The sequence below is a fragment of the Streptomyces daliensis genome, assembly GCF_054782395.1.
This window is the reverse complement of sequence record NZ_BAAGSO010000086.1, coordinates 108,368-134,987: the sequence shown is the minus strand read 5'-3', so window position 1 is coordinate 134,987 and position 26,620 is coordinate 108,368. Positions and strand designations below refer to the sequence as shown.

At 71.9% G+C, this 26,620-nt stretch carries 23 protein-coding genes and 1 pseudogene; 9 read left to right on the top strand and 15 right to left on the bottom strand.

Going from position 1 to position 26,620, the window contains the following annotated elements; all coding sequences use genetic code 11:
• The first annotated feature begins 41 nt into the window (after window positions 1–41).
• The 5 genes from ACYVOO_RS19400 (at window position 42) to ACYVOO_RS19380 (ending at window position 9,667) form a co-directional block, all read left to right on the top strand.
• Window positions 42–3,740 carry an NACHT domain-containing protein gene (locus ACYVOO_RS19400; protein ID WP_461016893.1) on the top strand — a complete coding sequence of 1,233 codons (3,699 nt, stop codon included), beginning with the start codon at window positions 42–44 and terminating at the stop codon, window positions 3,738–3,740.
• 96 nt (window positions 3,741–3,836) lie between these two features.
• Entirely contained in the window at window positions 3,837–5,249 is a 1,413-nt protein-coding gene (locus tag ACYVOO_RS19395; protein WP_461016892.1) for a class II fumarate hydratase, read from the top strand.
• A gap of 137 nt (window positions 5,250–5,386) precedes the next feature.
• Window positions 5,387–6,169 carry a cytidylyl-2-hydroxypropylphosphonate hydrolase gene (fomD, locus tag ACYVOO_RS19390; RefSeq protein WP_461016891.1) on the top strand — a complete coding sequence of 261 codons (783 nt, stop codon included), beginning with the start codon at window positions 5,387–5,389 and terminating at the stop codon, window positions 6,167–6,169.
• A gap of 132 nt (window positions 6,170–6,301) precedes the next feature.
• Entirely contained in the window at window positions 6,302–6,982 is a 681-nt protein-coding gene (locus ACYVOO_RS19385) for a class I SAM-dependent DNA methyltransferase (RefSeq protein WP_461016890.1), read from the top strand.
• A 63-nt stretch (window positions 6,983–7,045) separates the two neighbouring features.
• Window positions 7,046–9,667, top strand: a complete 2,622-nt coding sequence (locus ACYVOO_RS19380; protein ID WP_461016889.1) for a SpoIIE family protein phosphatase — start codon at window positions 7,046–7,048, stop codon at window positions 9,665–9,667.
• A 107-nt stretch (window positions 9,668–9,774) separates the two neighbouring features.
• On the opposite strand, the gene ACYVOO_RS19375 is transcribed toward ACYVOO_RS19380, so the two are convergent.
• From ACYVOO_RS19375 to ACYVOO_RS19355, 5 genes and pseudogenes are all read right to left on the bottom strand, one after another.
• Entirely contained in the window at window positions 9,775–10,308 is a 534-nt protein-coding gene (locus ACYVOO_RS19375; RefSeq protein ID WP_453350409.1) for an alkyl hydroperoxide reductase, read from the bottom strand.
• A 7-nt stretch (window positions 10,309–10,315) separates the two neighbouring features.
• Entirely contained in the window at window positions 10,316–10,870 is a 555-nt protein-coding gene (locus tag ACYVOO_RS19370) for a peroxiredoxin (protein WP_453350408.1), read from the bottom strand.
• Between the two features lie 229 nt (window positions 10,871–11,099).
• A pseudogene (locus ACYVOO_RS19365) lies at window positions 11,100–11,309 on the bottom strand (HD domain-containing protein); the annotation flags it as partial.
• 205 nt (window positions 11,310–11,514) lie between these two features.
• Complete coding sequence (locus tag ACYVOO_RS19360; RefSeq protein ID WP_461016888.1) at window positions 11,515–11,760, bottom strand: DUF397 domain-containing protein; 246 nt, start codon at window positions 11,758–11,760, stop codon at window positions 11,515–11,517.
• The gene (locus tag ACYVOO_RS19355) at window positions 11,757–12,611 is read right to left on the bottom strand and encodes a helix-turn-helix domain-containing protein (RefSeq protein WP_461016887.1); all 855 of its coding nucleotides are present in this window, start codon (window positions 12,609–12,611) and stop codon (window positions 11,757–11,759) included. Before ACYVOO_RS19355 ends, ACYVOO_RS19360 begins: the two co-directional genes overlap by 4 nt.
• A gap of 292 nt (window positions 12,612–12,903) precedes the next feature.
• Between ACYVOO_RS19355 and ACYVOO_RS19350 the strand changes: the two genes are divergently transcribed.
• Window positions 12,904–13,320 carry an ATP-binding protein gene (locus ACYVOO_RS19350; protein WP_461016914.1) on the top strand — a complete coding sequence of 139 codons (417 nt, stop codon included), beginning with the start codon at window positions 12,904–12,906 and terminating at the stop codon, window positions 13,318–13,320.
• Between the two features lie 341 nt (window positions 13,321–13,661).
• Here ACYVOO_RS19350 and ACYVOO_RS19345 read toward each other — a convergent pair whose 3' ends face one another.
• Window positions 13,662–14,873, bottom strand: a complete 1,212-nt coding sequence (locus ACYVOO_RS19345) for a helix-turn-helix domain-containing protein (RefSeq protein ID WP_461016886.1) — start codon at window positions 14,871–14,873, stop codon at window positions 13,662–13,664.
• Window positions 14,874–15,213: 340 nt separating this feature from the next.
• Between ACYVOO_RS19345 and ACYVOO_RS19340 the strand changes: the two genes are divergently transcribed.
• Window positions 15,214–16,356, top strand: coding sequence for a methyltransferase domain-containing protein (locus ACYVOO_RS19340; protein ID WP_461016885.1), 1,143 nt, complete (start codon window positions 15,214–15,216; stop codon window positions 16,354–16,356).
• 481 nt (window positions 16,357–16,837) lie between these two features.
• Here the strand turns inward: ACYVOO_RS19340 and ACYVOO_RS19335 are convergent, their stop codons facing one another.
• Window positions 16,838–17,158 (bottom strand): type II toxin-antitoxin system PemK/MazF family toxin, encoded by a 321-nt coding sequence (locus ACYVOO_RS19335; RefSeq protein ID WP_461016884.1) that lies wholly within the window; start codon window positions 17,156–17,158, stop codon window positions 16,838–16,840.
• A complete protein-coding gene (locus ACYVOO_RS19330) occupies window positions 17,155–17,367 on the bottom strand; it encodes a type II toxin-antitoxin system CcdA family antitoxin (protein ID WP_461016883.1) in 213 nt (70 codons plus the stop codon). The genes ACYVOO_RS19335 and ACYVOO_RS19330 overlap by 4 nt, the downstream gene beginning before the upstream one ends.
• 165 nt (window positions 17,368–17,532) lie before the next feature.
• Between ACYVOO_RS19330 and ACYVOO_RS19325 the strand changes: the two genes are divergently transcribed.
• Complete coding sequence (locus ACYVOO_RS19325; protein ID WP_461016882.1) at window positions 17,533–17,880, top strand: VOC family protein; 348 nt, start codon at window positions 17,533–17,535, stop codon at window positions 17,878–17,880.
• Between the two features lie 84 nt (window positions 17,881–17,964).
• On the top strand, window positions 17,965–18,960 hold the full coding sequence (locus ACYVOO_RS19320; RefSeq protein WP_461016881.1) for a hydrogen peroxide-inducible genes activator: 996 nt from the start codon (window positions 17,965–17,967) through the stop codon (window positions 18,958–18,960).
• 39 nt (window positions 18,961–18,999) lie between these two features.
• On the opposite strand, the gene ACYVOO_RS19315 is transcribed toward ACYVOO_RS19320, so the two are convergent.
• The 7 genes from ACYVOO_RS19315 to ACYVOO_RS19285 all read right to left on the bottom strand — a co-directional run bounded on the left by ACYVOO_RS19315 (window position 19,000) and on the right by ACYVOO_RS19285 (window position 26,620).
• Window positions 19,000–19,287 (bottom strand): type II toxin-antitoxin system antitoxin, encoded by a 288-nt coding sequence (locus ACYVOO_RS19315; RefSeq protein WP_461016880.1) that lies wholly within the window; start codon window positions 19,285–19,287, stop codon window positions 19,000–19,002.
• Window positions 19,284–20,252, bottom strand: coding sequence for an SPFH domain-containing protein (locus tag ACYVOO_RS19310; protein WP_461016879.1), 969 nt, complete (start codon window positions 20,250–20,252; stop codon window positions 19,284–19,286). The genes ACYVOO_RS19315 and ACYVOO_RS19310 overlap by 4 nt, the downstream gene beginning before the upstream one ends.
• Window positions 20,253–20,469: 217 nt before the next feature.
• Window positions 20,470–22,962, bottom strand: coding sequence for an FtsX-like permease family protein (locus ACYVOO_RS19305; protein ID WP_461016878.1), 2,493 nt, complete (start codon window positions 22,960–22,962; stop codon window positions 20,470–20,472).
• Complete coding sequence (locus ACYVOO_RS19300; protein WP_461016913.1) at window positions 22,959–23,627, bottom strand: ABC transporter ATP-binding protein; 669 nt, start codon at window positions 23,625–23,627, stop codon at window positions 22,959–22,961. The genes ACYVOO_RS19305 and ACYVOO_RS19300 overlap by 4 nt, the downstream gene beginning before the upstream one ends.
• A gap of 77 nt (window positions 23,628–23,704) precedes the next feature.
• On the bottom strand, window positions 23,705–24,229 hold the full coding sequence (locus ACYVOO_RS19295; protein WP_461016877.1) for a PadR family transcriptional regulator: 525 nt from the start codon (window positions 24,227–24,229) through the stop codon (window positions 23,705–23,707).
• 116 nt (window positions 24,230–24,345) lie between these two features.
• Complete coding sequence (locus ACYVOO_RS19290) at window positions 24,346–24,864, bottom strand: hypothetical protein (protein WP_461016876.1); 519 nt, start codon at window positions 24,862–24,864, stop codon at window positions 24,346–24,348.
• 112 nt (window positions 24,865–24,976) lie between these two features.
• Window positions 24,977–26,620 carry an alpha/beta hydrolase gene (locus tag ACYVOO_RS19285; RefSeq protein ID WP_461016875.1) on the bottom strand — a complete coding sequence of 548 codons (1,644 nt, stop codon included), beginning with the start codon at window positions 26,618–26,620 and terminating at the stop codon, window positions 24,977–24,979.

Genomic DNA, 26,620 nt, shown 5'->3' with positions numbered 1-26,620 from the left:
ATCCGTCCCCTGACGGGTCGTGGGGCGGGCGGGGGTGGCCGGTGGACGGGGGCACGGCGGACGGGACGCGACGTCCGGGGGACATAGCCCGCGAGGGGGCCGCGCCCCGCCTGGAGAACCGGATCACCGGGGGCACCTTCGGCAACGTCGTGCTGGCGGAGCGCGTCGACGCCGTCCACATCCATGTGCACGAGGAACCCGCCGCGCCGCCCCGCTCCCCCCTCCGCCTCCTCGTGCTCACCGCGCTGCTGGCCTGCGCCGGTGCCGTGCTGTGGGCCGCGCCGCCCGCCGTGCTGGGCCCGGCCGCCTCGGGCGGGCGGCTGCCCGCGTTGGCCGCGCTGTGCGCGGCGGCGCTCGCGGGCTCGGCCGCCGTGGGCCGGATACGGGAGCGGCGCCGGTTACGGGAGCGGGGCACCCGCGCACGCCCCCGTACGCCGCTGCCAGGGCACCGGCTCGACCGCGCTGCCGAGGGGCTGGCGGAGGCGCTGACCCGGCAGTACGGCAGGGAGGACCAGCTCGCGCTCTCGCCCGTGAGCACGCCCACGCCCATCCCCGTACGGTGGCAGGCCGCCGATCCGCTGGTCACGGACCACGCGCCGAACCTCCTCGCCGCCGAGCCGGACTCCCCCGGTTTCCCCGCCGACTCCGCAGGCTCCCTCGAAGCGGAGGGCGAGTTCGCGGGCGCCGCCGCGTTCTTCACCCGGCTCCCCCGGCAGCGGCTGGTCGTCCTGGGCGAGCCGGGCGCGGGCAAGACCGTCCTCGCGCAGCGGCTCGCGCGCACCCTGCTGGAGGCGCGAGGGCCCGCCTCGGCCGCGCCCGTGCCCGTCGTGCTGCCGCTCGCCTCGTGGGACCCGCGCGGGCCCCAGGGCCTGTGGCGCTGGGCGGCTGAGCGGCTGTGCGCCGAGCACCCCGTGCCGCTGCCCACTCCGGAGGCGGCGCTCGACCTGATCGCGTCGGGCCGGGTGCTGCCCGTGCTCGACGGCTTCGACGAGCTGCCCCTCGCCACCCAGCCGGAGGCGCTGCGCCAGTTGCGCGCGAGCCTCACCGAGCACGCGCGCTGCGTGCTGACCAGCCGCACCGCCGAGTACACCCGCGCCGTCGACGGGGCCGCGCTGCCGCTGCCCGGAGCCGTCGCCGTCGAGCTGTGCCCGCTGACGACGGACGACCTCGCCCGCTATCTGCCCCGTACCAGCCGTCGCACCAGCCGCAGCGACCCCACCCGCACCAAGTGGGCGCCGGTGCTGGCGCGGCTGGCCGACCCGGACGACACCGCGCGCGAGACGCGCGTGCTGCGCCGGGTGCTCAGCACCCCGCTGATGGTCGCGCTCGCCCGCGTCGCCTACAGCGAGACGGAAGCGGACCCCGCCGAACTGCTCGGCGCCGGACGCTTCACCACCCGGCAGGCCGTGGAACGGCACCTGTACGACGCGTTCCTGACCGCCGCCTACGCCGACGCCGGGCGCGAGCGCGCCGAGCGGGCGCGCGGCTGGGCCGCGTTCGTCGCCGCGCACACGCGCCGCTTCGGCGGGCAGGAGATCGCCTGGTGGCGGCTGGAGGAGGCGCTGCCGGGCTGGGTGCGCAGGCTGAGCGTGCTGCCGGCTGCGGCCGTCGCGACGTTCACCGTCAGCCGGATGGACCTCGGCACGCCCCCGTGGGCGCACTGGCAGCCGGTGCCGGTGCCCGTGCCGCTGTGGGCGGTCTTCGGGGCCGGGGTGTGCGCGTTCGCGTGGGGCGAGTACGGCGGGGGTACGGGGCGCGCGCCGCAGCAGGCGCGGCTGCCGCGCCCGTCGGACCTGCGGCGGACGCCCAGATGGAAGCTGACGGGCACGCTCGCGGGCTGGGCGGCGCTGCTGGGCTTCGTCGCGTACGCGGCGGGCTCGGACGGCGGCCCCGACGCCGGTCGCCTCGCGGTCCTGATCGCCGCCGTCTTCGCCCTGCGCTCGCTCGTGCGCTGGCCATTCACCCACGCCAGGACGCCGGCCGACCCGGAGACGGCCGCCGAGCCCGCGCGGCTGCTGCGGCGGGACCGGCGGGTCACCCTGGCGACCGGCTTCGCGGTCAGGAACACGGAGGGGGACCCCGGGCTGCTGTGGGTGCTGCCGTGGGTGCTGCTCGCCGTGTGGCAGATCGTCGGGGGCCGCGACGTGGTGACGGGCTGGGCCTGGGCGGGCACGGTCGCCGGGGCCACGCTGAGCACCTGGCTGTACGAGAACGCCGTCTCCGCCTGGGGCCGCTACTCCCTCGCGCGCGTCTGGTTCGCCGCGACGGGGCGGCTGCCCTGGCACCTCATGGACTTCCTCCGGGAGGCCCACGCGAAGGGCGTCCTGCGTCAGGCGGGCGGCGTCTACCGGTTCCGCCACATCGAGCTGCGCAACCGGCTGGCCGCCGACCTCCCGGAAGCCGACGCTCAGGATGCCGACGCCCAGGAACCCGCCCGGTACCGCCGCTGGGCCGCCGCCCTGCGCGCCGCGCTCCGCGACGCGCTCCCCGGCGCCGTGGCGGGGCTGGGCGTGCTGCTCCTCCTGGCCACCGGCATCGGCCTGCTGAACACCCCGCCCGTGCCCGGCCCGCACCCGTACCCCGCCTCCCTCGACGACGTCTGCGCGCCGCTCTCCCGCCAGGTGCTCGGGGCCCTGATGGAGGACCCGCGCCAGGTCGCACGCGACGAGACGCTGCGCCAGAGCGACGACGACAGCGACAGCGACGTCATCGCGAGCGGCCTGTGCGTCGCGGACGAGCAGGCGCCGTTCCGGCCCGAGGTCCAGGTGAGCGTCAAGACCCAGACCATGGCCGGAGATCTTGGCGGCAGCGGCTCGGCGCAGGCCCGCGAGCAGTTCGCCGTGGTGCTCGACAACGCGCGCAAGGAGCGGCGCTCCACCCGCGGAACCCCGCCCGCCGACCTCACCACGACCGTCGGCATCTCCTCCGCGCCCACCGCGCAGGTGGTACGCCGGGTGCACGCACCGTCCCTGCCGTCCAGCTCCGGGACGCTCTTCATGCCCACGGCGAGGTACACGGCGCGCGACGACAACCGGATCGTGACCGTCGAGTACACCGAGGAGTACGGCTCCCGCGAACGGCTCACGGCTGTCGCCGAGTCGCTGCTGCGCCGGACGCTGGGCCGCGACGACGCACGGGACCTGGCCACCGTCCCCCGCTCCCCGGAGCCGCCGGAGGACTCCCGGCTCGCCCGCTACCAGCGCCCCGAGCACGCGCTGCACGGCGCGGTGTGGGGCCGGAACGAACGCTCCCACATCTGGGACCTGGGAGGGCTGACCCTTCCCTTCCGCGCGCCGAAGGACCTCGACTGCCAGTTCTCCGACAGGACGAAGGACATGCCCGAGGACGCCTACGCCTACGACTGCGAGAACGTGACCGACAGTGACCTCTCCTACGAGCGGATCAAGAACCCCGCCGTACAGACCGGCGGGCCACGGCTGCGCCTGCACGCGGCCCAGCTCAACTGCGCGAAGCGGTGCCCGCAGAAGACGGGCCACGCCTTCGCCGAGAGCCGCCCCGGCACCGCCCGGCTGCCGTGGCGGCGGACCGACGACCGTCGCGCCTACTACGCGGTGCGGCGCACGGAGAAGACGTACGAGCTGACCGTGTGGACCGCGTTCGGCGGCAGTGGGGGCGGGACCCGGTTCTTCTGGCTGAGCGCGCGCGTGGACCGGGACGAGGCCGGACTGGCCCAGAAGATCGTCAACAGCGCGTACACGCAGGTCGGCGGCGAGGGCTGAGCCGCACAGGACCGGCGGGATCCGGCACCGGAGCCGGGTGGGGCCTGCCGGGAATGTGGTACCCGGTGCGGGACGCTGGTGGTCATGGAGGTGCACATGAGCGAGAGCACGGAGCACACAGAGCACACGGAGTACAGGACCGAGCACGACTCGATGGGCGAGGTACGGGTGCCCGTCGAGGCCAAGTGGCGGGCGCAGACGCAGCGGGCCGTGGAGAACTTCCCGATCAGCGGCCAGCGCCTGGAGCGCGCGCACATCGAGGCGCTGGCCCGGATCAAGGCGGCGGCGGCCGTGGTCAACGCCGAACTGGGCGTGCTCGACAAGGACCTGGCGGAGGCGGTGCGCTCGGCAGCCGAGGAGGTCGCTTCGGGGCGCTGGGACGACCAGTTTCCCGTGGACGTCTTCCAGACGGGCTCCGGCACCTCGTCCAACATGAACATGAACGAGGTCGTCGCCACCCTCGCGACCGAGCGCCTGGGCTCGCCCGTCCACCCCAACGACCACGTCAACGCGAGCCAGTCCTCGAACGACGTCTTCCCCTCCTCCATCCACATCGCGGCGACGGCCGCCGTCACGGCCGACCTGATCCCCGCGCTCGACCACCTCGCGGCGTCGCTGAGCCACAAGGCGGAGGAGTTCGCGCAGGTGGTGAAGTCGGGGCGGACGCATCTGATGGACGCGACGCCCGTGACCCTGGGCCAGGAGTTCGGCGGGTACGCGGCGCAGGTGCGGCACGGCATCGAGCGGCTGCGCGCCTCGCTGCCGCGCCTCGCCGAGCTGCCCCTGGGCGGCACGGCCGTGGGCACCGGCATCAACACCCCGCCCGGCTTCTCAGGGGCCGTCATCGAGGAGGTCGCCAGGACCACGGGGCTGCCGCTCACCGAGGCGCGCGACCACTTCGAGGCGCAGGGGGCGCGGGACGGGCTCGTGGAGACGTCGGGCCAGCTCCGTACGATCGCCGTCGGACTCACCAAGATCTCCAACGATCTGCGCTGGATGGCCTCGGGCCCCAGGACCGGGCTCGCCGAGATCGCGCTGCCCGACCTCCAGCCCGGCTCCTCGATCATGCCGGGCAAGGTCAACCCGGTGATCCCGGAGGCCGTGCTGATGGTCGCCGCGCAGGTCACCGGCAACGACGCGACGGTGGCCACGGCCGGGGCCTCTGGCAACTTCGAGCTGAACGTGATGCTGCCGGTCATGGCCAAGAACCTGCTGGAGTCGGTCAGGCTGCTGACGAACGCCTCCCGGCTGCTGGCCGACCGCACCGTGGACGGCATCACGGCGCACGCGGAACGCGCCCGCGAGTACGCCGAGTCCTCCCCCTCCGTCGTCACACCGCTCAACAAGTACATCGGCTACGAGGCCGCGGCCGCCGTCGCCAAGAAGGCGCTCGCCGAGCGGCAGACGATCCGCGAGGCGGTCCTGGAGGCGGGCCACGTCGAGCGGGGGGATCTGACGCTGGAGCAGTTGGACGAGGCGCTGGACGTCCTGCGCATGACGCACCCCTGAGGCGTGGTGAGGCCGCCCGGAGGGGGCGTGCGGCCAGGGTGGCCGCCCCCTCCGGGCGTGGGAAGGGTCACGCCCGTACGAGTTGGGCTGCGGCACAGCTCACGGCGCGAGGGGCCCGTCACCTCTAGGATCTGCGCATGACAGCGGAGACGGCGGACACAGCGGGAAAGGCACACGGCAACGGCACCGGCAACGACACCGGAGCGCACGCCCGCGGCCACTGGTCGCCGGGATCGCAGATCCTGTGGCGCTACCGCGCCAACGGCTCCCCCGCGGGCACGCCGCACATCTGCCGCCCCGTCACCGTCGTCCACGACACCCCTGACCTGCTCGCCGTGTGGCTCGCGCCCGGCACCGTCTGCGTGAAGCCCGAGCTGGCCGACGGCACCCCCGTGCACCGTGAACCGCTCGCCACCCGCTACACCAAGCCCCGCACCGTCGCGCTCTCGCGCTGGTTCGGCACCGGGGTGCTCAAGCTGGCGCGGCCGGGCGAGCCGTGGTCGGTGTGGCTGTTCTGGGAGCGCGGCTGGCGGTTCAAGAACTTCTACGTCAACCTCGAAGAGCCCCGTCACCGATGGGTGGGCGGCGTCGACTCCGAGGACCATTTCCTGGACATCGCCGTCTACCCGGACCACACCTGGGAGTGGCGCGACGAGGACGAGTTCGCCGAGGCGCAGCGCGCGGGCCTCATGGACGCCGAGCAGGCACGACGGGTCCGCGAGGCGGGCGAGGCGGCGCTGTGCCGCATCCGCTCCTGGGCCTCGCCGTTCCCCGACGGCTGGGAGAACTGGCGCCCCGACCCGCGCTGGCCCGTCCCCCGGCTGCCGGACGACTGGGACCGCCGCCCCGTCACCGTCGAGCGCGCCGCGGGCAGCGGACCCGGGCGCGGCAGAGCGCGCGGCACACCGTTCAACACGTGACCCCGCCTACCTCCCGGAAACGCTTGCTGCGCCCCCATACTGCAAACGTAGGATCAACGTCCGTAAGCGCTCTGCTGCACAACTCCCCTTCCCCGTCGGGGGTTTGGCACGCGGTCAGAGAGGAGGCCAATCGTGGGCAGGACTGATGGACACGGGGCGTACAAAGGCTTCGACAGGTCCGGCATCGACAGGACCGGTCAGGCCGAGGCGTTCGACACCATCGGCGACCGCTACGACGAAGCCTTCCCCCACAAGGAGGGGCAGCTCGCCGCGGGCGCGTGGCTGGCCGCCGAGCTGCCCGCCGGTGCCCGGGTGCTCGACCTCGGCTGCGGTACGGGCCTGCCGACGGCACGTCAACTGACCGACGCGGGGCACCGGGTGACGGGCGTCGATCTGTCGGCTGCGATGCTGAAGCTGTGCCGCGACAATGTGCCCGAAGCCGAATTCCACCGCATGGACTTCGCGGATCTGGAGAAGCGCAACCTTGGCCCCTTCGATGGAGCCGCCGCCTTCTTCTCGCTGCTGATGCTGCCACGCGAGGAGATTCCGTACGCTCTGCGCATGCTGCACGGCCAGTTGCGCGAGGGCGGTCCGTTGGCCATCGCGATGGTGGAAGCAGATGTGAATGACTTCTCGATTCCGTTCTTGGGCAACACGATCCGGGTATCCGGTTATCTGCGGGACGACTTGCGCCGGGTCGTACGCGAGGCGGGTTTCGAGATCGCCGGGGAGGACGCCTACGCCTATGCTCCGGCCAGCACCGATGTACCGCCCGAGATCCAGCTTTTCCTGCGATGCCGACGACGCCCGTAGCCGGCGAGCACCCAGCGCCGGCCGCGCCCGACGCGCAGCCCCGGATGGATGGAAACCGAACGCGTGACGGAGCATGAATCGCCCACGGCGAGCAGCGCCGAGAGGGCGCACTCGCCTGCGGCGAACCCGACCGACAAGGCCCCGCCCAACGGCGGCGGCCAGGACCCCGCGCATGCCGGGGCCCCCGCCGCCCGCCCTGCCCCCCACCAGGCGGCTGCCGACCCGATGCCCGCATCCGTACCCGCACCCGCACACGGCGGGGGCGCGCGGGAGCGTTCCGCGCGCCCGCCCGCACAGCGGGACGGCGGCGGCACGGGCGAAGGCGGGACCAGGGGGAACGGGGAGGGAAAGGGAAAGGAGAAGGGCAACGCGAGGACGAGGACCAAGCGGAACAGGGGGAAGCAGGGCGTGAACGCGGGCACGGACCCGGGCTGCGCGGCGGAGCACTCCGCCGTTCCCGAGGAACCGGCCGGCCGGACCGGCACACCGGGACCGCCCGGCGCCGGCGGCCCCGGTGAGACCGGTGGACCCCACAGGCCCGAGGGGGCCGAGGGCCCCAGGGGCGCCGCAGGCTCCGCCGGGCCGACGGCGGACAGGGCGGGCGCACACCAGGACGCGCCGGGCGGCGCGGGCGGCGCGGGGGCGCCCGGCGTCCCGGCACAGGGCGCTCCGGAGGGCGGCAAGCCCCCGGAGCCCGCGGCGCCTGCGGCGCCGCACCTGGACAGCGGCGGCGACTCGCACCCCGACGACCGCGCAGCGCCGCCCCTGGCGGACCCGGCGACGGCCGCCGCCGCTGCCATGAGCGAGAGCGCCGAGCGCGAGCGCAGAGGCGGCGACCGGCTGCGGTTCGTGGGCGCCGCCACCCGCAGGATCGCGCGCGGCATAGACCTCGACGAGACGGTGCTCGGCCTCTGCCGCGCCAGCGTGCCCGCCTACTCGGACGCGATCCTCGTCTATCTGCGCGACCCGCTCCCCGTGGGCGACGAGCGGCCGACCGGACCCGTCGTGCTGAGGCTGCGCCGCAGCGACCGCATCCCCGAGGACCCGCAGTCGGCGGCGCGGGCGCTGGCGGCCCAGGCGCGCGTGGCGGAGGCGGGTACGGGTACGGGCGCAGGCTCGGGCTCCGGTTCCGTTTCCGGCGCCGTTCCGGATTCCGGTTCGGGTGCCGCTCCGGGTTCCGCTTTCGGCGGTGACGCCGGTGCGGGGGACGCGGGCGGTGAGCCCGCGCAGGGCCTGTCGCTGCTGTCCGCCGTGCCCGACGGCACCTCGGCTGCGGCGGAGTTCGCCGAGGTGCGCGCCGGAGGCCCCCTCGCCGAGGTGCTGCGCGGGGTGCGCCCCGTCTTCGCCGACGCGCCCGCGGCCCGCGCCGCGCTCCCCGAACTGCTCGGCACGGGCCGCGACGTCCCGTCCGGCAACCGCGCCATCCTCGCGCCGCTGCGAGGGCGCCGAAGAGTCATCGGCGCCGCCGTCTTCCTGCGTCGTCCCGAGCGCCCCGCGTTCGAGCCGGATGACCTCCTGATCGCGGCGCAGCTCGCCACCCACACCGCGCTCGGCGTCGACAAGGCCGTGTTGTACGGGCGCGAGGCGTACATCGCTGACGAGTTGCAGCGCACCATGCTCCCCGACGAGCTGCCGCAGCCCACCGGCTGCCAGCTCGCCAGCCGCTATCTGCCCGCGGCCGAGACCGCGCGCGTCGGCGGCGACTGGTACGACGCGATCCCGCTGCCGGGCAGCCGGGTCGCGCTCGTGGTGGGCGACGTGATGGGGCACTCCATGACGTCGGCCGCGATCATGGGCCAGCTCCGCACGACGGCGCAGACCCTGGCCGGGCTCGATCTGCCGCCCCAGGAAGTGCTGCACCACCTGGACGAGCAGGCACAGCGGCTCGGCAGCGACCGCATGGCCACCTGCCTCTACGCCGTCTACGACCCGGTGGCGCACCGGATAGTGGTCGCGAACGCGGGCCATCCGCCGCCGGTGATGCTGCACCGGGGCGGACGCGCCGAGGTGCTGCGCATCCCGGCGGGCGCGCCGATCGGCGTCGGCGGTGTGGACTTCGAGGCGGTGGAGCTGGACGCTCCGGCGGGTGCGACGCTGCTGCTCTACACCGACGGTCTCGTCGAGTCGCGTCAGCGCGACGTGTGGACGGGCATCGAGCATCTGCGCGAGAAGCTCGCCGCGACGGCCAGGCTGACCCGCCCTGACGCGTCGGCCCCGCTGGAGCCGCTGTGCGACGAGGTGCTGGACATCCTCGGCCCCGGCGACCGCGACGACGACATCGCGCTGCTCGCCGCGCGCTTCGACGGGATCGCGCCCAGCGACGTCGCGTACTGGTTCCTCGACCCGCGCGCCCAGACCGCGGGCCAGGCCCGCAGGCTGGCCCGGCGCGCGCTGGCGCGCTGGGACCTGGAGGAGCTGACGGACTCGGTCGAGCTGCTGGTCAGCGAGGTCGTGACGAACGCGGTGCGCTACGCGGAACGCCCCATCACGCTGCGCCTGCTGCGCACGGACACGCTGCGCTGCGAGGTCGGCGACGACGTGCCGCAACTGCCCCGGCTGCGGCAGGCCCGCGCGACGGACGAGGGCGGCCGTGGCCTGTACCTCGTCAACAAGATGGCGCGGCGCTGGGGCGCGACGCGGCTCTCGACGGGGAAGGTCGTCTGGTTCGAGCTGGCGCTGCCCTAGCGCGGGCGCCCGCGCGGCACGGCGAGCACGACGAAGCCCGCCCCGTACCGGTGATCACCGGTACGGGGCGGGCTTCGTATGCGCGAGTCGTACGCGCGAGGTGCGGGTCAGCCCTGGAGCTGGGCCTCGGCCTCAAGGGTGGCGCCGACGGCCTGGACGACCGAGGCGATCTTGAACGCCTCCTGGATCGTCTCGCGGTCGACACCGGCCTTGCGCAGCACCTGCTCGTGCGAGTCCAGGCACATGCCGCAGCCGTTGATGGCGGAGACGGCGAGCGACCACAGCTCGAAGTCCACCTTCTCCACGCCCGGGTTGCCGATGACGTTCATCCGCAGACCGGCGCGCAGGGTGCCGTACTCCGGGTCCGACAGCAGGTGCCGGGTGCGGTAGTAGACGTTGTTCATCGCCATGATGGCGGCGGCGGACTTGGCCGCTGTGTACGCCTCCGCGCTCAGGTTCTCCTTCGCCTCCGGCTCCAGGGCACGCAGGACGATGCCGGAGCGGGACGCGATGGCCGTGGCGAGCACGGTGCCCCAGAGCTGCTGCTTGGGAAGCTCCGAGTTGCCTATGACGGAACCGAGGTTGAGCTTCAGGTCCTTGGCGTAGTCGGGCAGGGCCGACTTCAGATCGTCGAGGGCCATGGGGTGATCACTCACCCGCCAGCAGCGCGACCGGGTCGAGCGTCTCGTCGCCCGAGGTCCAGTTGCAGGGGCACAGCTCGTCGGTCTGGAGCGCGTCGAGGACCCGCAGGACCTCCTTGGGGTTACGGCCCACGGAACCGGCAGTCACCATCGTGAACTGGATCTCGTTGTTCTGGTCCACGATGAAGACGGCACGCTGCGCGAAGCCGTCCTCGCCCTCGATGCCCAGCTCGCGCATCAGCTCGTGCTTGGAGTCGGCCATCATCGGGAAGGGCAGGTCACGCAGGTCGTCGTGGTCCTTGCGCCAGGCGTGGTGCACGAACTCCGAGTCGCCGGAGAAGCCGAGGATCTGCGCGTCACGGTCGGCGAACTCCTCGTTCAGCTTGCCGAACGCGGCGATCTCGGTCGGGCAGACGAAGGTGAAGTCCTTCGGCCAGGCGAAGACTACTTTCCACTTGCCCTCGTAGGTCTTGTGGGTGATTTCCTCGAACTCCTTGCCCTTCTCCAGGGAGACGCAGGCGGTCAGTTCGAACTCGGGGAACTTGTCACCGACAGTGAGCAACACACACTCCTTGCGAGGCAGAACGACCCCTTTTGAGGGCCTTCCTACTGGTTGGACGGACTCCATACAGTGCCACAACCAGCATTGATCGCGGAAATAGCCTGTCGCCGTGGCGTTGATCGGGTGTCGTTATCAGTGCGGGTGAGGGCGGGACCCTTCGGAGACGCGGAGGGAGGCCGAGACTCAGCGCAGGTACGTCTGCTGCCACTCCACAGAGGTCATGTGCAGAGCGGCCTCGGCCAGCGCTTGCGCTGACGCGGGTCTCCTGGGTGTCGTGCCACAGACCGAGAAGGGCGGACCTCGCCGGGTCGGCGCCCTCCATCATGGCGAGTACGGAGCCGATGAGGCCGACACGGAACGAATGCTCGGCGATGGTTTCGGTGTCCTTGACTCCGGCGATCCACCAGCCGGAGCGTTTGGCCCGCTTCAGCATGCCCATCTCCAGCAGGAAGCCTGCGGCGCCCTTGGACTGCTCTGCGTCGTCCGCCGCGTACGTGTGCCCTCCGGTCTGTGGGGGGGATTTGAGCGTCGGCGAGTAGCTGTTCGGTGCGGGTGACGAGTCGGACCAGGTGCACAAGACGCGAAGGGGCCGCCGCCGTCCCACTGAACGACGGCGGCCCCTTCGCGCACTGCGGCGAAGCGGCCTACAGTGCGCCCGCCTGAACGGCGGAGACAAACGCGTTCCAGCCGACGGGGGACACGGCGAGGGCAGGGCCGTTGACAGCCTTGGAGTCCCGTATCCGTACAGGGGCGGAAATGGCGGCGGAGGCGCCTACCTCGACGCAGTTACCGCCCCCTGAGCCGCCACCCGAGTAGCTGCTCTTGCGCCATGTGATGTCGGTAAGAGGGGACTGTGCCACGGGATACCTCGTCTTCAGCTCGACAGTCATAGATCATGCAGGACCTGGTGGATCAGGTCTCGGCTTGCTCTAGCGGGAAGCGCACTCGAACGAAGCGAATCGTAGGCCAGCGTGTACGCACCGACCTCCTCCTCTATCTCCAGGTGGAGTGTGCCCGTCAGGTGTTCGATACAGACCACGTCCGTGTAAGCGGGAGTCGGGAACGTGTAGATCACAAACGCCCCGGTCAGTCCGGCGTGAGCGCCAGTAGCGAAGGGCAGGGCTTGGATCTCGACCGGCTGACGCTCAGACAGAGACAGCAGATGCTCAAGCTGACCTTTCATCACCTCTCGGCCGCCGATGCTGTTACGCAGCGCGGTCTCACCCACGATCAGCGAGACGCGCGGCGGCTCGTCGCGGTGCAACACCTCTTGCCTCTGCATGCGTAGCTCAACAAGCTCGTCGGCTCGCTTTGCGTCCAACGCCTCCGGGTTGGCCTTGTAGATCGCCCTGGCGTAGTCCGAGGTCTGGAAGAGCCCAGCGATGACATGGGGCTGGTACGTGCGGATGTAGCTTGCCGTCTGCTCGTGGTCGATCTCATCAACGAACGACGGGTTCATGGCGCCGAGATGCCGCGTCCAGCCACGGTGTCGCGCCTCCCGAGCCAGTTGGACCAGGCTTTCCACGTACGACTGGTCTTCGACCCCGTAGAGGGCCAACAGATCCCGTAGCTCACTCAGGGAGACGCCCAGCTTTGCGTTCTCCAACCGAGAGATCTTGGACCGGTGACAGCCCAGGTGCTCCGCTGCCGCATCGGGGCTGATCCCTGCGGCCTCCCTCAAATTGCCCAGCAGGATCGCCAGTCGCCGCCGACGAACTGACGGCGGACGAGTCTCGGTCAACGTCCCCTTCCCTCCTCCGCGTTGCGTGATGTCGGACCCACACTAGTCACTCCGAGTGCACTTGGAACATTTTCCAGTAGAACAGTTGCGGATTGCTATCCGTGCGATTCATGCTGTGTTCCAGTGGCGCAGCGTGCTCGCGCGATCACAGTGCTGTGTCATGCGGTCGCCGGACCGGCGATCAAGGACCGCCGAAGGGCCATCAGATGACGCGCTTAGAACACGCGGGGGATCAAGAAACAGCACTGGAGGCGGGCGTTGGCTACCGCCCAGGAGGAGAGATCCGGTGACCATGACCGCGACCGAGCCGAACGAAACCGGCAGCCCCGGCTACAGCCAACCCATGCCGTGCGAGCCGGAGTCGGCACGCCGCGCCCGAGCGCTCGTAGATACGGCGTTGACCCTCTGGAGACTCGCTGACCTCGTTGACGTGGGGAAACTGGTCGTCTCCGAACTGGTAGGCAACGCGGTCCGGCACAGCCGGGGCGCACACATGCGCGTAAGCGTCAGCCTCCCCACGCCGCGCAGAGTCCGTATCGCGGTCACGGACAGGTCCACCGCTTCTCCGGCCCCACGCAAGCCAGCAGGCGAGGAGGAGACAGGTCGCGGCCTTCTGCTCGTTGCCGCGCTCACCGATCGCTGGGAGGTCGAGTACCGCGATCAGGGCAAAACCGTCTGGGCCGAACTCCTCGCCGACGAGGGCTCGTGATGACGCGGGCACGGCACGCACCGATGGCCTCGCCTTCGACGGACCCGGCGAGCCGACACCGTCGACCTCCCCTGAAGCACACCGCCCGCTGGAAAACCCATGCCGTGACGCACCTGGTCTGCACATGCGCCAGCACTCTGGCGATGTTGACCGTCCTGAGCATCGCGGTCTTGAACCCATGGAGGGAGTGAGACCGGCCCGGCCCCGCCAGTCAGTGTGCCGCGAGGGGAACGCCGGGGCCCGGGTGAGCCGGTCGTGCTGGCCTGATCACACATAGTGAAGAGACGGGGCGTAGGACCGCCACCAAGTGACAGGGCGCCGACTCCTACGCTCCGTAGGCGTCACGCGACCAACGGCACGCCGATCAATTCGCTGATGCTGCGCACGCGGGACGTCGACACCTTCGCGATGCGCTGCCCGATGACGCCCGGCAACGCCTGATGCTTGACCCACTCCGGGGCGTCGAGGCCGACCTCGACCAGCGTGTCGCCGGCCTTCTCGTGCAACCCGGCCGAGCACTGCGCGAGGGCGACGTCGAGCTTGTACCGGTTGCGCGCCACCTTGGACATGGTCGACGGAAGCTGCCGCATGTCCGGCTGATCGGCGAGCTTGAGCGCTCGCCCGTAGTTCTTCAGCGCGACGTGAATCCCGACCGCTTCCGTCTTCGCCGCCGTCGGCCCGAACGACGTGCCGAAGAGCTTCACGTCCTTGCCCAGCCTCGCCGCTGCGGCGTGTGCCTGCGAAATGTAGTCGTCCACCTTGCTCTCGTCCTCGCGCCTCGACGCGGCCACGGCCGCCGAGATCATCAGGCGCCCGTACGCGAGCAGTTCAGGTTTCGCAGACCGGCTGAACGACGGCTCGATCGCGAGGGCGGCACGCTCGGCGACGGCCTCGGCCCGCGGCATCTTCGCCCCGCGCAAGTAGATCCACGACAGCGTGGATTCGAGTAGTGCGCCCATCACGGGGTCGCCTGCCTGCTTGGCGAGCAGCTTCGCGGACGTGAGCGCGGAGAGGGCTAGGTCCCGGTGTCCGAACCCATTCGCCGTCGAGGCGGCGACGCGGTAAGTGCTCGCGAGGATCGTCGCGAGACGGTCGCGTTCCTCTCCCGTCGCCGAGTCGAGCCGTACCCGCCCTTCCATGAGCACTTGCGAGGCGAGCATCGCCACGCGCGACGTGTCGCTGTTCCAGTACGCCGACCATGCGAGGTCGCGCGCGCCGCCGAGCTCGTCGACGGTGCTCGGGTCCTCGACGCCGTCCCATTCGCCGAGGGCACTCTCGTGGACGGCGTCGGAGAGCTGCCGCAGGGCGGTACGGCTGCCTCGGTCCATGCCGCGACGCGGTGCTTGCTGGCCGAGGATCACGCCCACGTCTGTGCGGAGCGCGGCGGCGAGCTTGAGCAGGGAGCCGACGGAGAGTTCGCCGCGATCCTGTTCGGCTTTCTGGATCAGGGCGTACGAGACGCCAGCCGCTTCGGCCAGCCCCTGCTGTGTCAGGTCGGAGCCCCGTAGAGCCTTGATGCGCTTCCCGGTCGTCAGATCAGCCCAGTTGCTCACGTGTGCACCTCAGCGGGTTTCGGGCGTGGTGGCTTGGCTTCCGATGGTATGGCTACGCGAGTCGCTGTCTGCCGTGAATGTCGCGGCTGCTGCCATAGCGTGCGCTGTCTCGGAGGGTGCCCGGTGCGACGCGGTCAACACGCGTCCGACGGCGGCCTCGACCGAGCGGCGTTCGGCACCCGCTGGCGCGGCTGGCGCTCGCTCGCCGGGGGTAGGCGAAGGGGAAGAGGGGCGGCCGGAAAGCGCGCACGTTCGGCAACGGCAAATGATCCCGCACGCTCGGCGACACCAACTGCTGGAGGCTGACGATGGGCGGTAACGGCGACGCCCCCCACCGCCGATGAGGGGCACGTCTTGGGCGGCGCGGCGGTCGCGGTGTGCGGATGAACTGGAGCGGGGCGGCTTCTTCCGCGACGAGTGGATGCGTGCCGCCTTCGAGTCCGTACCGCGTGAGGTCTTCGTCCCCGACCGAGTGTGGTGGCCGGAGAAAGGCCCGGACGGTCGCTATCCGCTGCTGGACCGGACAGCGGACGGGGAGGGATGGGCGCAGGCGGTGTACGCGCCGAAGACAGCTCTCATCACGCAGATCGATGACGGAGCGGTGAGTCCGGACGGGCCCGCGACGGGGCGGTTCTCCTCCTCGATCTCAGCGCCGCACATGGTGCTGCGCTGCCTCGGGCACTTGGGGCTGAATCCCGGTGAGCGGGTCTTGGAGATCGGCACGGGCACGGGCTACAACACTGCTTTGCTGAGCGTGCGGGCCGGAGTGCGACAGGTGACCTCGGTGGAGCTTGACCCGGTGCTGGCGACGGCGGGGCGGGACACACTCAAGCGGGCGGGGTTCGAGCCCCGCGTCGTGTGCGCGGACGGGGAGCACGGTTATCCGGAGCGGAGCCCGTTCGCGCGGGTGCAGTCCACGGCGGGCGTGACATCCGTGCCGTACTCGTGGGTGGAACAGTGCTTCCCGGGAGGGGTGATCGTCGTGCCCTATCGGGGCGTGGCGCTGCTGCGCCTGGTGGTGAGCGAAGACGGCCTAGAAGCAGAGGGCGGATGCGTCGATACGGCTTCCTTCATGGTGCTGCGCGGACAGCGCCGCACAGGAGAGACGGCCATTGACCCGCTGATCGCCAAGACACTCAAAGAGGCCGACCGCTGGCGCGGGGAAGGGGACATGCGGGAGCTGCGGGACTCCTTGGGCGCGCAGTTCTTCCTGCACCTGCGAGTGCCGTCGATCCGGGCTGAGTTCGGCCGTGAGACGTGGTGGTTCTACGACCTCGACGGCACGTCGTGGGCGGCGTGGAAGCCGGTAGGGCGGGGCCGCCAGTGGGGCAGACGTCGGCTGCTGGACGAGGTGACGAACGCCTTCGCCCAGTGGTGCGACGCGGGGCAGCCGGGCCTGACGCGCTTCGGCGTGACGGTCACCAGCGCACAAGAGCGCGTCTGGGTGGACGAGCCCAGCAACACGGTAGGCCGTGCGCGCTGAGGTTTCCGCCACAGACAGCACGTCACAGTGAGGGGGAAACCGTACGGGCTGGCGCACGGATGCCTCCCTGCCCCCTGGCTCGGCCGCCTGCTGGGGCGACACACTCCGCCACCCCGACGGCGGGGAACCGACGCGGAGCGACCACGATCCGCGCAACCCCGACGCGGCAGCAGTCGCCCCCCATCAGCCCCGTACCGGGGGTGGTCTGCTCACGCGGGCGCGGTCACGACGGCGGCAGTACGGCGACCCGCCACGTACCAGCGCACGGCCGGACAACGGGGGCGGGGCGGGCCCCGCCCCGCCCCCGTAGCCAGCCACAGGCCACGCCAGCCGCACTCGGGCGGCAGTCGGCGGCGACGGCGCGGTGTGCCGACGTCGAGGCCGCTGAAACACCGTGCCGGTGCCGATGATCGGCTCCCGTTATCAGTTCAGGCCCCTGCCTCGGAGCCACCGGCCCCGCCGCCTCTCCTCCCTGGCGGCGTCAGGTGAGATCCAGACTGATGCGCAGGGCCGCGGAGATCCGGTCCATCGTCTCGGGGGCGACGGTGCCGAGGAACTCTCCGGCGCTCAGGCGCTTGTCGGTGAGGGCGGTGAGGTCGACGGAGACGGCGGCGCCACGCACCGGGTGGTTCATAGGGATGGTGACGACGGTGTCCGGGGCGCCCTCGGTCTCGTCGATCATCATGCACACGGCAGTGCCGGGCAGGGCCTCCAAAGCGACGTCCGACTCGACGATGACCACCGCCCGGCTCTTGGTGGCCAACTGAACACGCCAGACCTGGCCACGGGCAAGTGATGTCACGCGACGTCCTCACCGAAGATGTCGGCCAATTCCTCGGCGTCGCTCGCCGCCTGCTCGCGCCAGGCCCGCACGGCGGGGGCCGCGTCGCGTAGCTGCTGGGCCCGGAGTGCGCGCTCTATGTAAGCCGACAAGTTGCCGTCGGAGGCGGCGCGCGCGTGGGCGACGAGATCGACTGGCAGGCTGACCGTGGTGCGCGTACGAGGATTCATACGGGGGAGCATACTCACGTATGACGCCATGATGCACGTGGGGATGCGTGCGCCGCCCGGTGCCCTGTGCCGCGTAAACCGGGGACACCGGGGCGCGGAGCCGGAGAGAATCGATCGCGCGTTCACTCGTGACGTTCACACTCGCACCGTCAGCAGGGAGGCACCATGTCCGTCCGCCGGGTCATGCCCGATATCGCGTCAGAGGCCGTGGAGGAGAGCCGGGACTTCTACGGGCTGCTGGGGTTCGAGGAGGTCATGAACCACGGGTGGGTCGTGACGCTCGCCTCGCCCGAGAACCCGACGGCGCAGGTCACCTTCATGACGCACGACAAGACCGCGCCCGTCGTGCCGGACATGAGCGTCGAGGTGGACGACGTGGACGCCGTCCACGCGGCCGTGCGCGAGAGTGGCGCGGAGATCGTGCACACGCTGCGGGACGAGGAGTGGGGGGTGCGGCGGTTCTTCGTCCGGGACCCGAACGGGCGGGTGGTCAACGTGCTGAGCCACCGCTGAGCCGTCGCTGAGTCACCGCTGAACCAACCGGGATTCATCGCGGAAACCGTTACCCTTGCCGGTGTTGATCGGAGGTGGTTATCAGTGACCCCGCCCACACCGTACGCGACGAGCGCCGCGCCGAGCGGCCCGTACCCGTCGGCGCACGCGGCGCGGGCCCGGCAGCCCACCCTGTCGCAGTTGCGGGCCTTCGCCGCCGTCGCCGAGTATCTGCACTTCAGGGAGGCGGCGGGCGCGATCGGCATGAGCCAGCCCGCGCTGTCGGGCGCCGTGGCCGCGCTGGAGGAGACGCTCGGGGTGCAGTTGCTGGAGCGCACGACGCGCAAGGTGCTGCTCTCGCCCGCGGGCGAGCGGATGGCGGTACGGGCCAGGCGCGTCCTGGACTCCGTCGGCGAGCTGCTGGAGGAGGCCGAGGCCGCGCGGGCGCCCTTCACCGGGGTGCTGCGGCTGGGCGTGATCCCCACGGTGGCGCCGTATCTGCTGCCGACGGTGCTGCGGCTCGTCCGCGAGGAGTACCCGGACCTCGATCTCCAAGTCCACGAGGAGCAGACCGCCTCGCTGCTCGACGGGCTGGGGCACGGGCGGCTCGACCTGCTGCTGCTCGCGATCCCGCTGGGCGCCGCCGGGGTCACCGAGCTGCCGCTGTTCGACGAGGACTTCGTGCTGGTCACCCCGCGCGACCACGAGTACGCCGGGCGCGGGGACGTGCCGAGGTCGGCGCTGCGCGAGATGGATCTGCTGCTGCTCGACGAGGGGCACTGCCTGCGGGACCAGGCCCTGGACATCTGCCGCGAGGCGGGCCGTGAGGAGGGGGCCGTGACGACGAGCGCGGCGGGCCTGTCCACGCTGGTCCAGCTCGTCGCGGGCGGCATGGGCGTCACACTGCTGCCCCGTACGGCACTGCGGGTGGAGACGGCCCGCAACGACCAGCTCTCCACCGCCTACTTCGCGCCCACCGCGCCCGCGCGGCGCATCGCCCTGACGATGCGGGCCGGTGCGGCGCGCGAGGCGGAGTTCACGACGTTCGCCGCCTCGCTCCGCGCCGCGCTCTCCCCGCTGCCCGTCCGCCTCGTGGAGTGACCCCCGGCCCGGCCCCCGGGTCGGGCCCCCGGGCCCCCGTCACTCCTCGCCGGATCGCTCCTCGCGGGGCGGGCGCCCCCTGCGGGGGTGGGGCCGGGCCTCCTTCGGGAGGCGGCCCGCGTCCTTGAGCGCCCGGCGCAGCAGATAGTCGATCTGCGCGTTCGTGGAGCGCAGCTCGTCCGCCGCCCAGCGCGCCAGCGCGTCGTGCATCGACGGGTCCAGCCGCAGCAGCACCTGCTTGCGCTGCTGCGACCGCCGCTTAGGCGCCGCCGGGCCCGGAGCCTCCTCTTCCGGAGGCTCCTCCCCCGAGGCGTGCGGATCCGTCACTGGTAGAGGGATCCCGTGTTCATCACCGGCTGCGGCGAGCGGTCGCCGCAGAGCACGACCAGGAGGTTGCTCACCATCGTCGCGCGCCGCTCCTCGTCCAGCTCGACGAAGTCCTGCGCGGTGATCCGGGTGATCGCGTCCTCGACCATGCCGCAGGCGCCCTCCACGATCGTCTTGCGCGCGGCCACGACCGCGCCCGCCTGCTGCCGTTGCAGCATGGCCGAGGCGATCTCCGGCGCGTAGGCGAGGTGCGTGAAGCGGGACTCGACGATCGTCACGCCCGCCGCCTCCACCCGTACGGTCAGCTCGGCAGCCAGCTTCTCCGTGATCTCCTCGGCATTGCCGCGCAGCGAGAGCCCGGCCTCGTCGTGCGCGTCGTAGGGGTACTCGATGGCGATGTGGCGTACGGCCGCCTCGGTCTGGGTGGACACGAACTCGATGTAGTCGTCCACGGCGAAGCTGGCCATCGCCGTGTCCTCGACCTGCCAGACGACCACGGCCGCCAGCTCGATCGGGTTGCCGTAGGCGTCGTTGACCTTGAGCACCGCGGTCTCGTGGTTGCGCACCCTGGTCGAGATCTTGTGCCGGGTGGTCAGCGGGTTGACCCAGCGCAGCCCGTCCTTGCGGATCGTGCCGGTGTAGCGGCCGAAGAGCTGGACCACGCGGGCCTCGCCCGGCGCCACCATGTTGAGCCCCGACATCGCGAAGACCGAGCCGATCAGCAGCAGCACGCCGAGCACGATGAGTACCGCGCCGACGCCGCCCGAGCCGTCCCCGGCCAGCACCCCGCCCCCGACCACGGCGCCCGCCCCGAGGAGGGAGCCGACGAGGCCGAGCAGCAGCGCGAGCCCGCCCGGAATGCTGTGGGCCGCCGTCTCGCGCACGTCGGGCCTGGGCATCCGCGGTACGTCTCCGGGCTCCAGTGCGGACCCGGCGGTGTCGTACGCGGTGTCGTTCACGGACATGGGAATCCCCCGTTCTTGCGGTTCTGCGGCGCCCCCAGCTTTCGAACGCCTAGCAAAGTGATAACACTTTATTGGGCGCGACGCGACCCCGACCACCCCCGCGACGCACCCTCACGACACGACCCCGGCCGTTGAGGGGAACCGGCCGGGGTCGCGCGGGGCCCCGTCGATCAGGGGCCCCGCCAGGGGGAACGTGCCCGCGAGGGGAAACGCGCCCTCACTCCGTACGCAGACCGTCCGGCCGCATCATCCGCCACAGTGGCGGCAGGCTCACCAGCGTCACCATCGCGATCACTCCGAAGCCGACGCCCACGGCGGGCAGGAAGGCCAGCCAGTCCACCTTCGCCTGCCCCATCGTCCGCAGCAGTCCCCAGCCCAGCCCGAGCCCGAAGACGGTCGCGAGCGCGAGCCCGAGCACCACGGGCACCGCCGTCTGCCAGAGCACCGAGGCGCCGAGGGTGGAGCGGCGCGTGCCGAAGGCCACCAGTACGGACAGCTGCCGCTTGCGCTCCCTGAGCTGCTCCAGCGTGGTGATGATCATGCTGAAGCCGATCAGCAGCAGCACCGCGGCCGAGGCGGCCGTGAGGCCCCGCTGGATGCCGAGGAACTCGCCCGAGGTGGTGCGGGTCTTCATCTCGAAGATGTTGTACGCCGGGTCGGCCTGGAAGACCGTCGTCCGGACGTTCTCCATCGCCTCCGGGTCGCTCAGGTCCGTGCGCACCGCGGCGCGGTAGCTGGCCTCCTTGAGCCGTTCGACGGGCATGGCCGAGGGCGTGACCATGACGCCGCTCGTGTACTGGCCGTCCGCCGTCTTGCGGGACGTGACCTCCTTGGCGGAGCCGGGCACGGTCCACCTGTCCCGCGGGTCCTTCGCCGCCTTGCTCCCGCCGCCCTCGATCTCGTCGAGCGCGAGCCGGTCGCCGCGCTCGGGCTGCGGCTCGTCGGGCTCGTCGGACTCCGAGGACCTGGCCAGGAAGGTCTGGCCCTCCCGGCAGTCGCCGATCCGGGCCAGCTCGCGGAGCGTGGCGCAGTCGCCCACGGTCACGCTGACGCCGTCGGCCGTGGTGCCTGTCAGGCCCACGTACGCCTGGAGGGAGCCCTGCGCCTCCTTGACGCCGTCGGTCCCCTTCAGCGCCTTGTTCAGCTTCGCCGCCTGCTCGACGGTCGTGTACTGGCCGTAGATCTGCGCCTGGGCCAGCGCCGGGTCCTGGCCCGTGTCCTGGGTCGCCTTGGCCTCGACGGCGGTGAAGACCATCTGGAGCGCGATGGCCCCGGCCACCGCGATGGTGATGCCGCTGACGGCGCGCGTGGCGACGCCGCTGCTGAGCTGGAGCCGCCGGGTGGCGAGCTGCCAGGAGAGCGGGCCTCCGCTCAGCTTCCGCACGACCCGCTCCACCGCCCAGGGCAACAGCAGCACGGCGCCGCTCAGCAGCAGGACGACGGCGGCGACGATCTTCTTGGTGTCGACGTCCGCCTCGTCGCCCGTGAGCGAACCGGCCAGCGGCACCAGCAGCAGGACGCCCGCGGCCGTCGGCAGCAGCCGCCACCAGAGGCGGCGCGAGCGGCGCGCGCTCTGCCGCACCACGCCCAGCGGTTCGACGGCGATACCGCGCATCGCGAACAGCGTGACCAGGACGGCCGCGACGGGCACGGCGAGCACGATCAGCGCGACGAGGGCCGGAGCGGGCAGCACGTCGGACGGGAAGACGCTGATCCCGGAGATCTCCATCGCGGCGATGGACGTCCGGCCCAGCAGGAAGAACCAGGCGCCCGCCACCAGCCCCAGGAGCGCGCCGACCAGACTCTCGCCCGCGGCGATCCGGCGCGTCATCCGCGCGTCGGTGCCCACCAGGCGCAGCGCGGCCAGCCGGGCGTCGCGGCGTTCGCCGCCGAACCTGACCGCCGTCGCGACGAACGCCGCGATCGGCATCACGAGCACCGCGCAGGCCACCACGACCAGCAGCAGGATCGTCGGGTCCATGGGCTGCTCGCCCTGCTGCTCCGTCTGCGCGAACCCCTCCACTCGGTGGGCGCCCGACTTCAGTGAGATGTCGGAGGAGCCCTTGTAGAAGGCCAGTTCGCCGGGGCCGAGCAGGCCCTCGTCCCCGATGCCGCCGACGACGCGCGCGTCGAGCCGGCCGGCCAGGACCTTGCCCTCGTCCGTGGCGAGGTACTCCTTGAGCGCGGGCGAGACGATCATCTCGCCGGGCCCTGGCAGCTTCTCCACGCCGGGCGGCAGGATCGGGTCCGAGCCCTCGGCGCGCAACTGCCTCCCGTACAGCTGCTCGCCGTGGAACCGGGTGTTGGCGTCGGAGGTGAGCATGGTCCGCTCGGTGCGCGGGGGCTCGGTCTCCGTGTACTGGGTGCCCGCCGACCGGGCCTCCTCGCGGGCGCTCCGGTTGTCGATGATCTCGGGCACGGAGGTCGCGAGCAGCAGCAGGGCCACGCCGAGCCCGACGCCGACGGCCGTCAGCAGCGTGCGGGTCCAGCCCTGGCGCCCGCCGCCGACCGCGAACCGGGCGCCCAGGAAGAGGTCGCGGGCCCACAGCTTGAGGCCGCTCGGCGCCGCGGGCGCGTGGGCCTGCGCCGAGGGGGCGTGCGCCGAGGCGCCCCCGGCGGGGCCCGCCGCCCGGTCCGTCGCGCGGTCCGTCGCGCGGTCCGTCGCGCGGTCCGTCTCCGGGGACACCACGCCGTTGCCCCGCGCCGTCACAGCGCACCCGCCATGTCCCGTGCCCTGCCGTCGCGTACGACGACCTCGCGGTCCGAGTAGGCGGCCACCCGGGACTCGTGGGTGACGAGCACGACGGCGGCCATGGTCTCCCGTGCCGCCTCGGTCAGCAGCTCCATCACGCGCTCACCGTTGAGGGAGTCGAGGGCGCCGGTCGGCTCGTCGGCGAAGACGACGCGCGGTTCACCGGCCAGCGCGCGGGCGACGGCGACGCGCTGGCCCTGGCCGCCCGAGATCTGGCCCGGCCTGTGGTGGCGCACGTCGGCGACCTCGAGGCGCTCCAGCCACGCGGTGGCGCGCTTCTCCGCCTCCTTGCGGCCGACGCCGGTCAGCCGCAGCGGCAGCGCGGCGTTCTCCACGCAGGTCAGCTCGGGCACGAGCTGGCCGAACTGGAAGACGAACCCGAAGTCGCCCCTGCGCAGCTCGCTGCGCTGCGCGTCCGACATGCCCGACAGCTCCTGGCCACGGTAGGTCACGCTGCCCGCGTCGGGCTGGACGATGCCCGCGAGGCAGTGCAGCAGCGTCGACTTGCCGGAACCGGAGGGTCCCATCACGGCGACGACCTCGCCCGGCGCGATGGTGAAGTCGGCGCCGTCGAGGGCCGCAGTGGCGCCGTAGGTCTTGTACAGGCCGCTGGCGGCGAGCAGGGGCGCGCCGGTGGTGCCGGAGCCGGGGGCTCGGGTCTGATCGGGCTGATCGGGCTGATCGGGCTGATCGGCGAGCTTCACGACCGCACCTCCGTGGCGAGCTTGTCGAGCCGGGCCGCGGTCAGTTCCAGCCAGCGCAGATCGGCCTCCAGGTGGAAGAGCGCGTGGTCGCAGATGAGCTGGTCGGCGAGATCGCCCTGCTGCTTGCGACGGGTCAGCTCGCGCATCAGCCGCAGGTGCTCGGCCCGCTGCGAGTCCAGCATCCCGGCCGCGTTCCGCTCGGTGAGCAGGGCGAGGACGACCTTGGTGTAGAGGGTGCTCTGGAGGTACGGCTCGGGCTTCTCGGGCGTGTCGAGCCAGCCCTCGACGTCGGTGATGCCCGCGTCGGTGATGGCGTAGCGCTTGCGCTCGGGACCGCCGCCCGACTCCACGCCGTCGACCTCCACGAGGCCGTTCTTCAGCAGCCGGGACATGGTCGAGTAGACCTGCCCGTAGTGCAGGGGGCGGTCGTGGCCGAAGCGCTCGTCGAAGGCCCGCTTCAGGTCGTAGCCGTGGCGGGGGCCGGACTCCAGGAGACCGAGCAATGTGTGACTGATGGACATGACGGAGACTCTACACCACGCGTATACACACGATGTATAGATGGAGTGAACAGTGGCCCCGCCCATCGGACGGGGCCACGACTTCGCAGGTCAGACGGCTCTACGGAGGCGTCGGGTCAGTACGTGTCCACCTTCTCGCCCTCCGGCACCTGGTAGCAGTCGGAGACGAGGTGGAAGGAGAGCAGCGGCTCGGTGTCACCCGACGGAACCCCGCCCTCCGGCTCGCCTTCCCCCGACGGAGAGGGCGCCGCCTCCGTGCGCCCCTCCAGCGTCACCTTCAGCGTGAACCGCTTCCGCGTCGAGTCGGCCATGAAGTACGGCGTCCGGTTCGCGTTCGACGAGCGGCCCTCCTCGACGATCTTCCAGCCGTGCCGCGGCAGGTCCTCCTTGAGCCCCGCCATAGCCGTCTTCAGCTCGTCGGGCGACTTCGCGCTCAGGGACCAGGGGTGGGCGATCCGGTAGAAGGTCTCCGCGTTTCTGCCCTCGCAGCGGATCACCCCCGGCCCGCCCTCGCTCGCCCTGCCCTTCACCCGCAGCAGCTCGTAGAGCTGGCTGGACAGCTTCCTGGCCTCCTCGCGGGGGCCTTCGATCTCCCGGACCCGGGGTGCGGGTCCGTCGTCCTCGGTGCCGTTCATGCCGGAGCATCCCGTCGTCAGTGCCGTCAGTGCCGTCAGAGCGAGTGCGAGTGCCGTGAGCGCGGCGGCCGACGCGCCGGACCCGGGCCGCGACCCGCCTGTCCCCCGCGCCCTACGCACCCGTGACATCCCCGTAGCGCCCGGTGATGACCCGGGCCTGGTTGGTGATGCTCTCGGACCTGGGCGACCAGTAGTTGCCGTGCCCCTCGGTGTCCGTCCTCATCTGGTGCGCTCCGAAGTCGTCGTCGCTGGGAATGGTCCACCCCCAGCCCTCACCGTGCACGTACCGCCCCCAGTTGGGAATCGCGTCGCCCTCCGCCTCCTGGTTCCACGTGTGGTCCTTGCCCGTCTCCAGCTCCTCCGCGCTCTCGATGTTCATGCCGGGGCTGCCGACGGTGATCAGATCGTCGGCCGGGAAGTCGCCCTGCATGCTCGCCTGCCCCACCAGCACCGTGCCGTAGCTGTGCGCGACGACCGTGGTGTGGCTGGCCTCGGGGCCGCCCTGCGCCGTCTCCAGTCCCGTCAGGAACCGGTTCAGAGCCGGGGCGCCCTCCTCCGCGTACGAGTCGACCGTCGCGCTCGGGATGTCCGGCGGCGTGTCGTAGCCGATCCAGGTGACCGTCGAGACGGGCCGGCCGCCGCTGAGCGCGTTGCTGCTGCGCCACAGCTCGGCGCCGTCCTGCAAGGGGCGCTGCGCCCCGCCCAGCGCGGTGTTGGTGCCGGGCACGGAGACGGAGGTGTGCTCCGCCATGTCCGGGTTGCCGTTGGCGACGATCGCGCGCCCGTCGCCCTCCGCGTCGAAGCCCAGCAGATACGCCTGGGGAAGGCCGTCCTTGCCGGTGGCGTCGAAGCGGTCCTGGATCGCGCCCATCCCGTTCAGCGCCTTCTCCAGGTGCTCCTTGCGCAGCCCGTACTGGTCCCACCAATCCGTCCAGCGCTTCTCTTCTTCTGTGCCGTCTCCGAGCTTCGCGGGCCGCGGCGGCTCCGGCGGTATCCCGGCCAGCTCCGTCTGGTACTTCGCCCGCGTGCTTTCAAACGAGGCCCTGTTCGCCTCGTCCCGCACATCCGAGGGGATGCCGTCCAGGGCGCCGACGCTCGCCGGGTAGAGGGCGACGTAGTCGGCGCGCTGCTCGTCCGTCAGGCTCTTCCACCAGTCGGCGTTCTCCTGCGGCGACTTCCCCTTCGGCACCTCCCCGAGCCCCAGATCGCGGGCCGCCGTGTCGCCGACCTTGCCGGTGTCGCGGGCGACGTCGGCCCAGTCCTCGCGGGTGACCTCCAGATCGGCGTCCGTGATCAGCTCCCGCAGCGTGGCCGCGTACCGGCCGTCCGCCTCGCCCGCCTCCCGCAGCGCGTCACCGATCCGGTCGGCGAAGCCCTGCACCGTCTCCTGCTTCGCGCCCTCCTGGCCCTGCACCGTGCCGTCGTCCTTCACCGTCATGCCCGCGTCGACGGCCTCCTGGACGGCGGTGTTCAGCTTCCGCTGCGCCGAGCGCAGCTCGGCGGCCAGCCCGTCCAGGGCCGTACGGACGAGCCCGGACTCGACCTGCACGTAGTGGAAGTTGCGGCTCAGCCGCTGCAACCGTCCGATCGCCTGGTTCACGCCGTCGCCGCTCAGCGCGGCCCTGAGCTTCGCGGTGATCTCGTCGTTCAGCCGGTCCTTGGCCTCGCTGGCGCAGCTGCTCACCTTCTGCCAGCCGTCGGCCGCCTCCTGGAACTGGCCCGGCTCGATCCCCCGCAACTGCGCGTAGGTCACCAC

What these genes read in the sequence shown, in the direction of transcription:
- ACYVOO_RS19395 (WP_461016892.1), top strand. Translation starts at nt 3,837, where the DNA reads ATGAGCGAGAGCACGGAGCACACAGAGCACACGGAGTACAGGACCGAG.
- fomD (WP_461016891.1), top strand. Translation starts at nt 5,387, where the DNA reads ATGACAGCGGAGACGGCGGACACAGCGGGAAAGGCACACGGCAACGGC.
- ACYVOO_RS19375 (WP_453350409.1), bottom strand. Translation starts at nt 10,308, where the DNA reads ATGGCCCTCGACGATCTGAAGTCGGCCCTGCCCGACTACGCCAAGGAC.
- ACYVOO_RS19360 (WP_461016888.1), bottom strand. Translation starts at nt 11,760, where the DNA reads ATGACTGTCGAGCTGAAGACGAGGTATCCCGTGGCACAGTCCCCTCTT.
- ACYVOO_RS19350 (WP_461016914.1), top strand. Translation starts at nt 12,904, where the DNA reads ATGACCGCGACCGAGCCGAACGAAACCGGCAGCCCCGGCTACAGCCAA.
- ACYVOO_RS19340 (WP_461016885.1), top strand. Translation starts at nt 15,214, where the DNA reads ATGAGGGGCACGTCTTGGGCGGCGCGGCGGTCGCGGTGTGCGGATGAA.
- ACYVOO_RS19330 (WP_461016883.1), bottom strand. Translation starts at nt 17,367, where the DNA reads ATGAATCCTCGTACGCGCACCACGGTCAGCCTGCCAGTCGATCTCGTC.
- ACYVOO_RS19325 (WP_461016882.1), top strand. Translation starts at nt 17,533, where the DNA reads ATGTCCGTCCGCCGGGTCATGCCCGATATCGCGTCAGAGGCCGTGGAG.
- ACYVOO_RS19310 (WP_461016879.1), bottom strand. Translation starts at nt 20,252, where the DNA reads ATGTCCGTGAACGACACCGCGTACGACACCGCCGGGTCCGCACTGGAG.
- ACYVOO_RS19295 (WP_461016877.1), bottom strand. Translation starts at nt 24,229, where the DNA reads ATGTCCATCAGTCACACATTGCTCGGTCTCCTGGAGTCCGGCCCCCGC.
- ACYVOO_RS19290 (WP_461016876.1), bottom strand. Translation starts at nt 24,864, where the DNA reads ATGAACGGCACCGAGGACGACGGACCCGCACCCCGGGTCCGGGAGATC.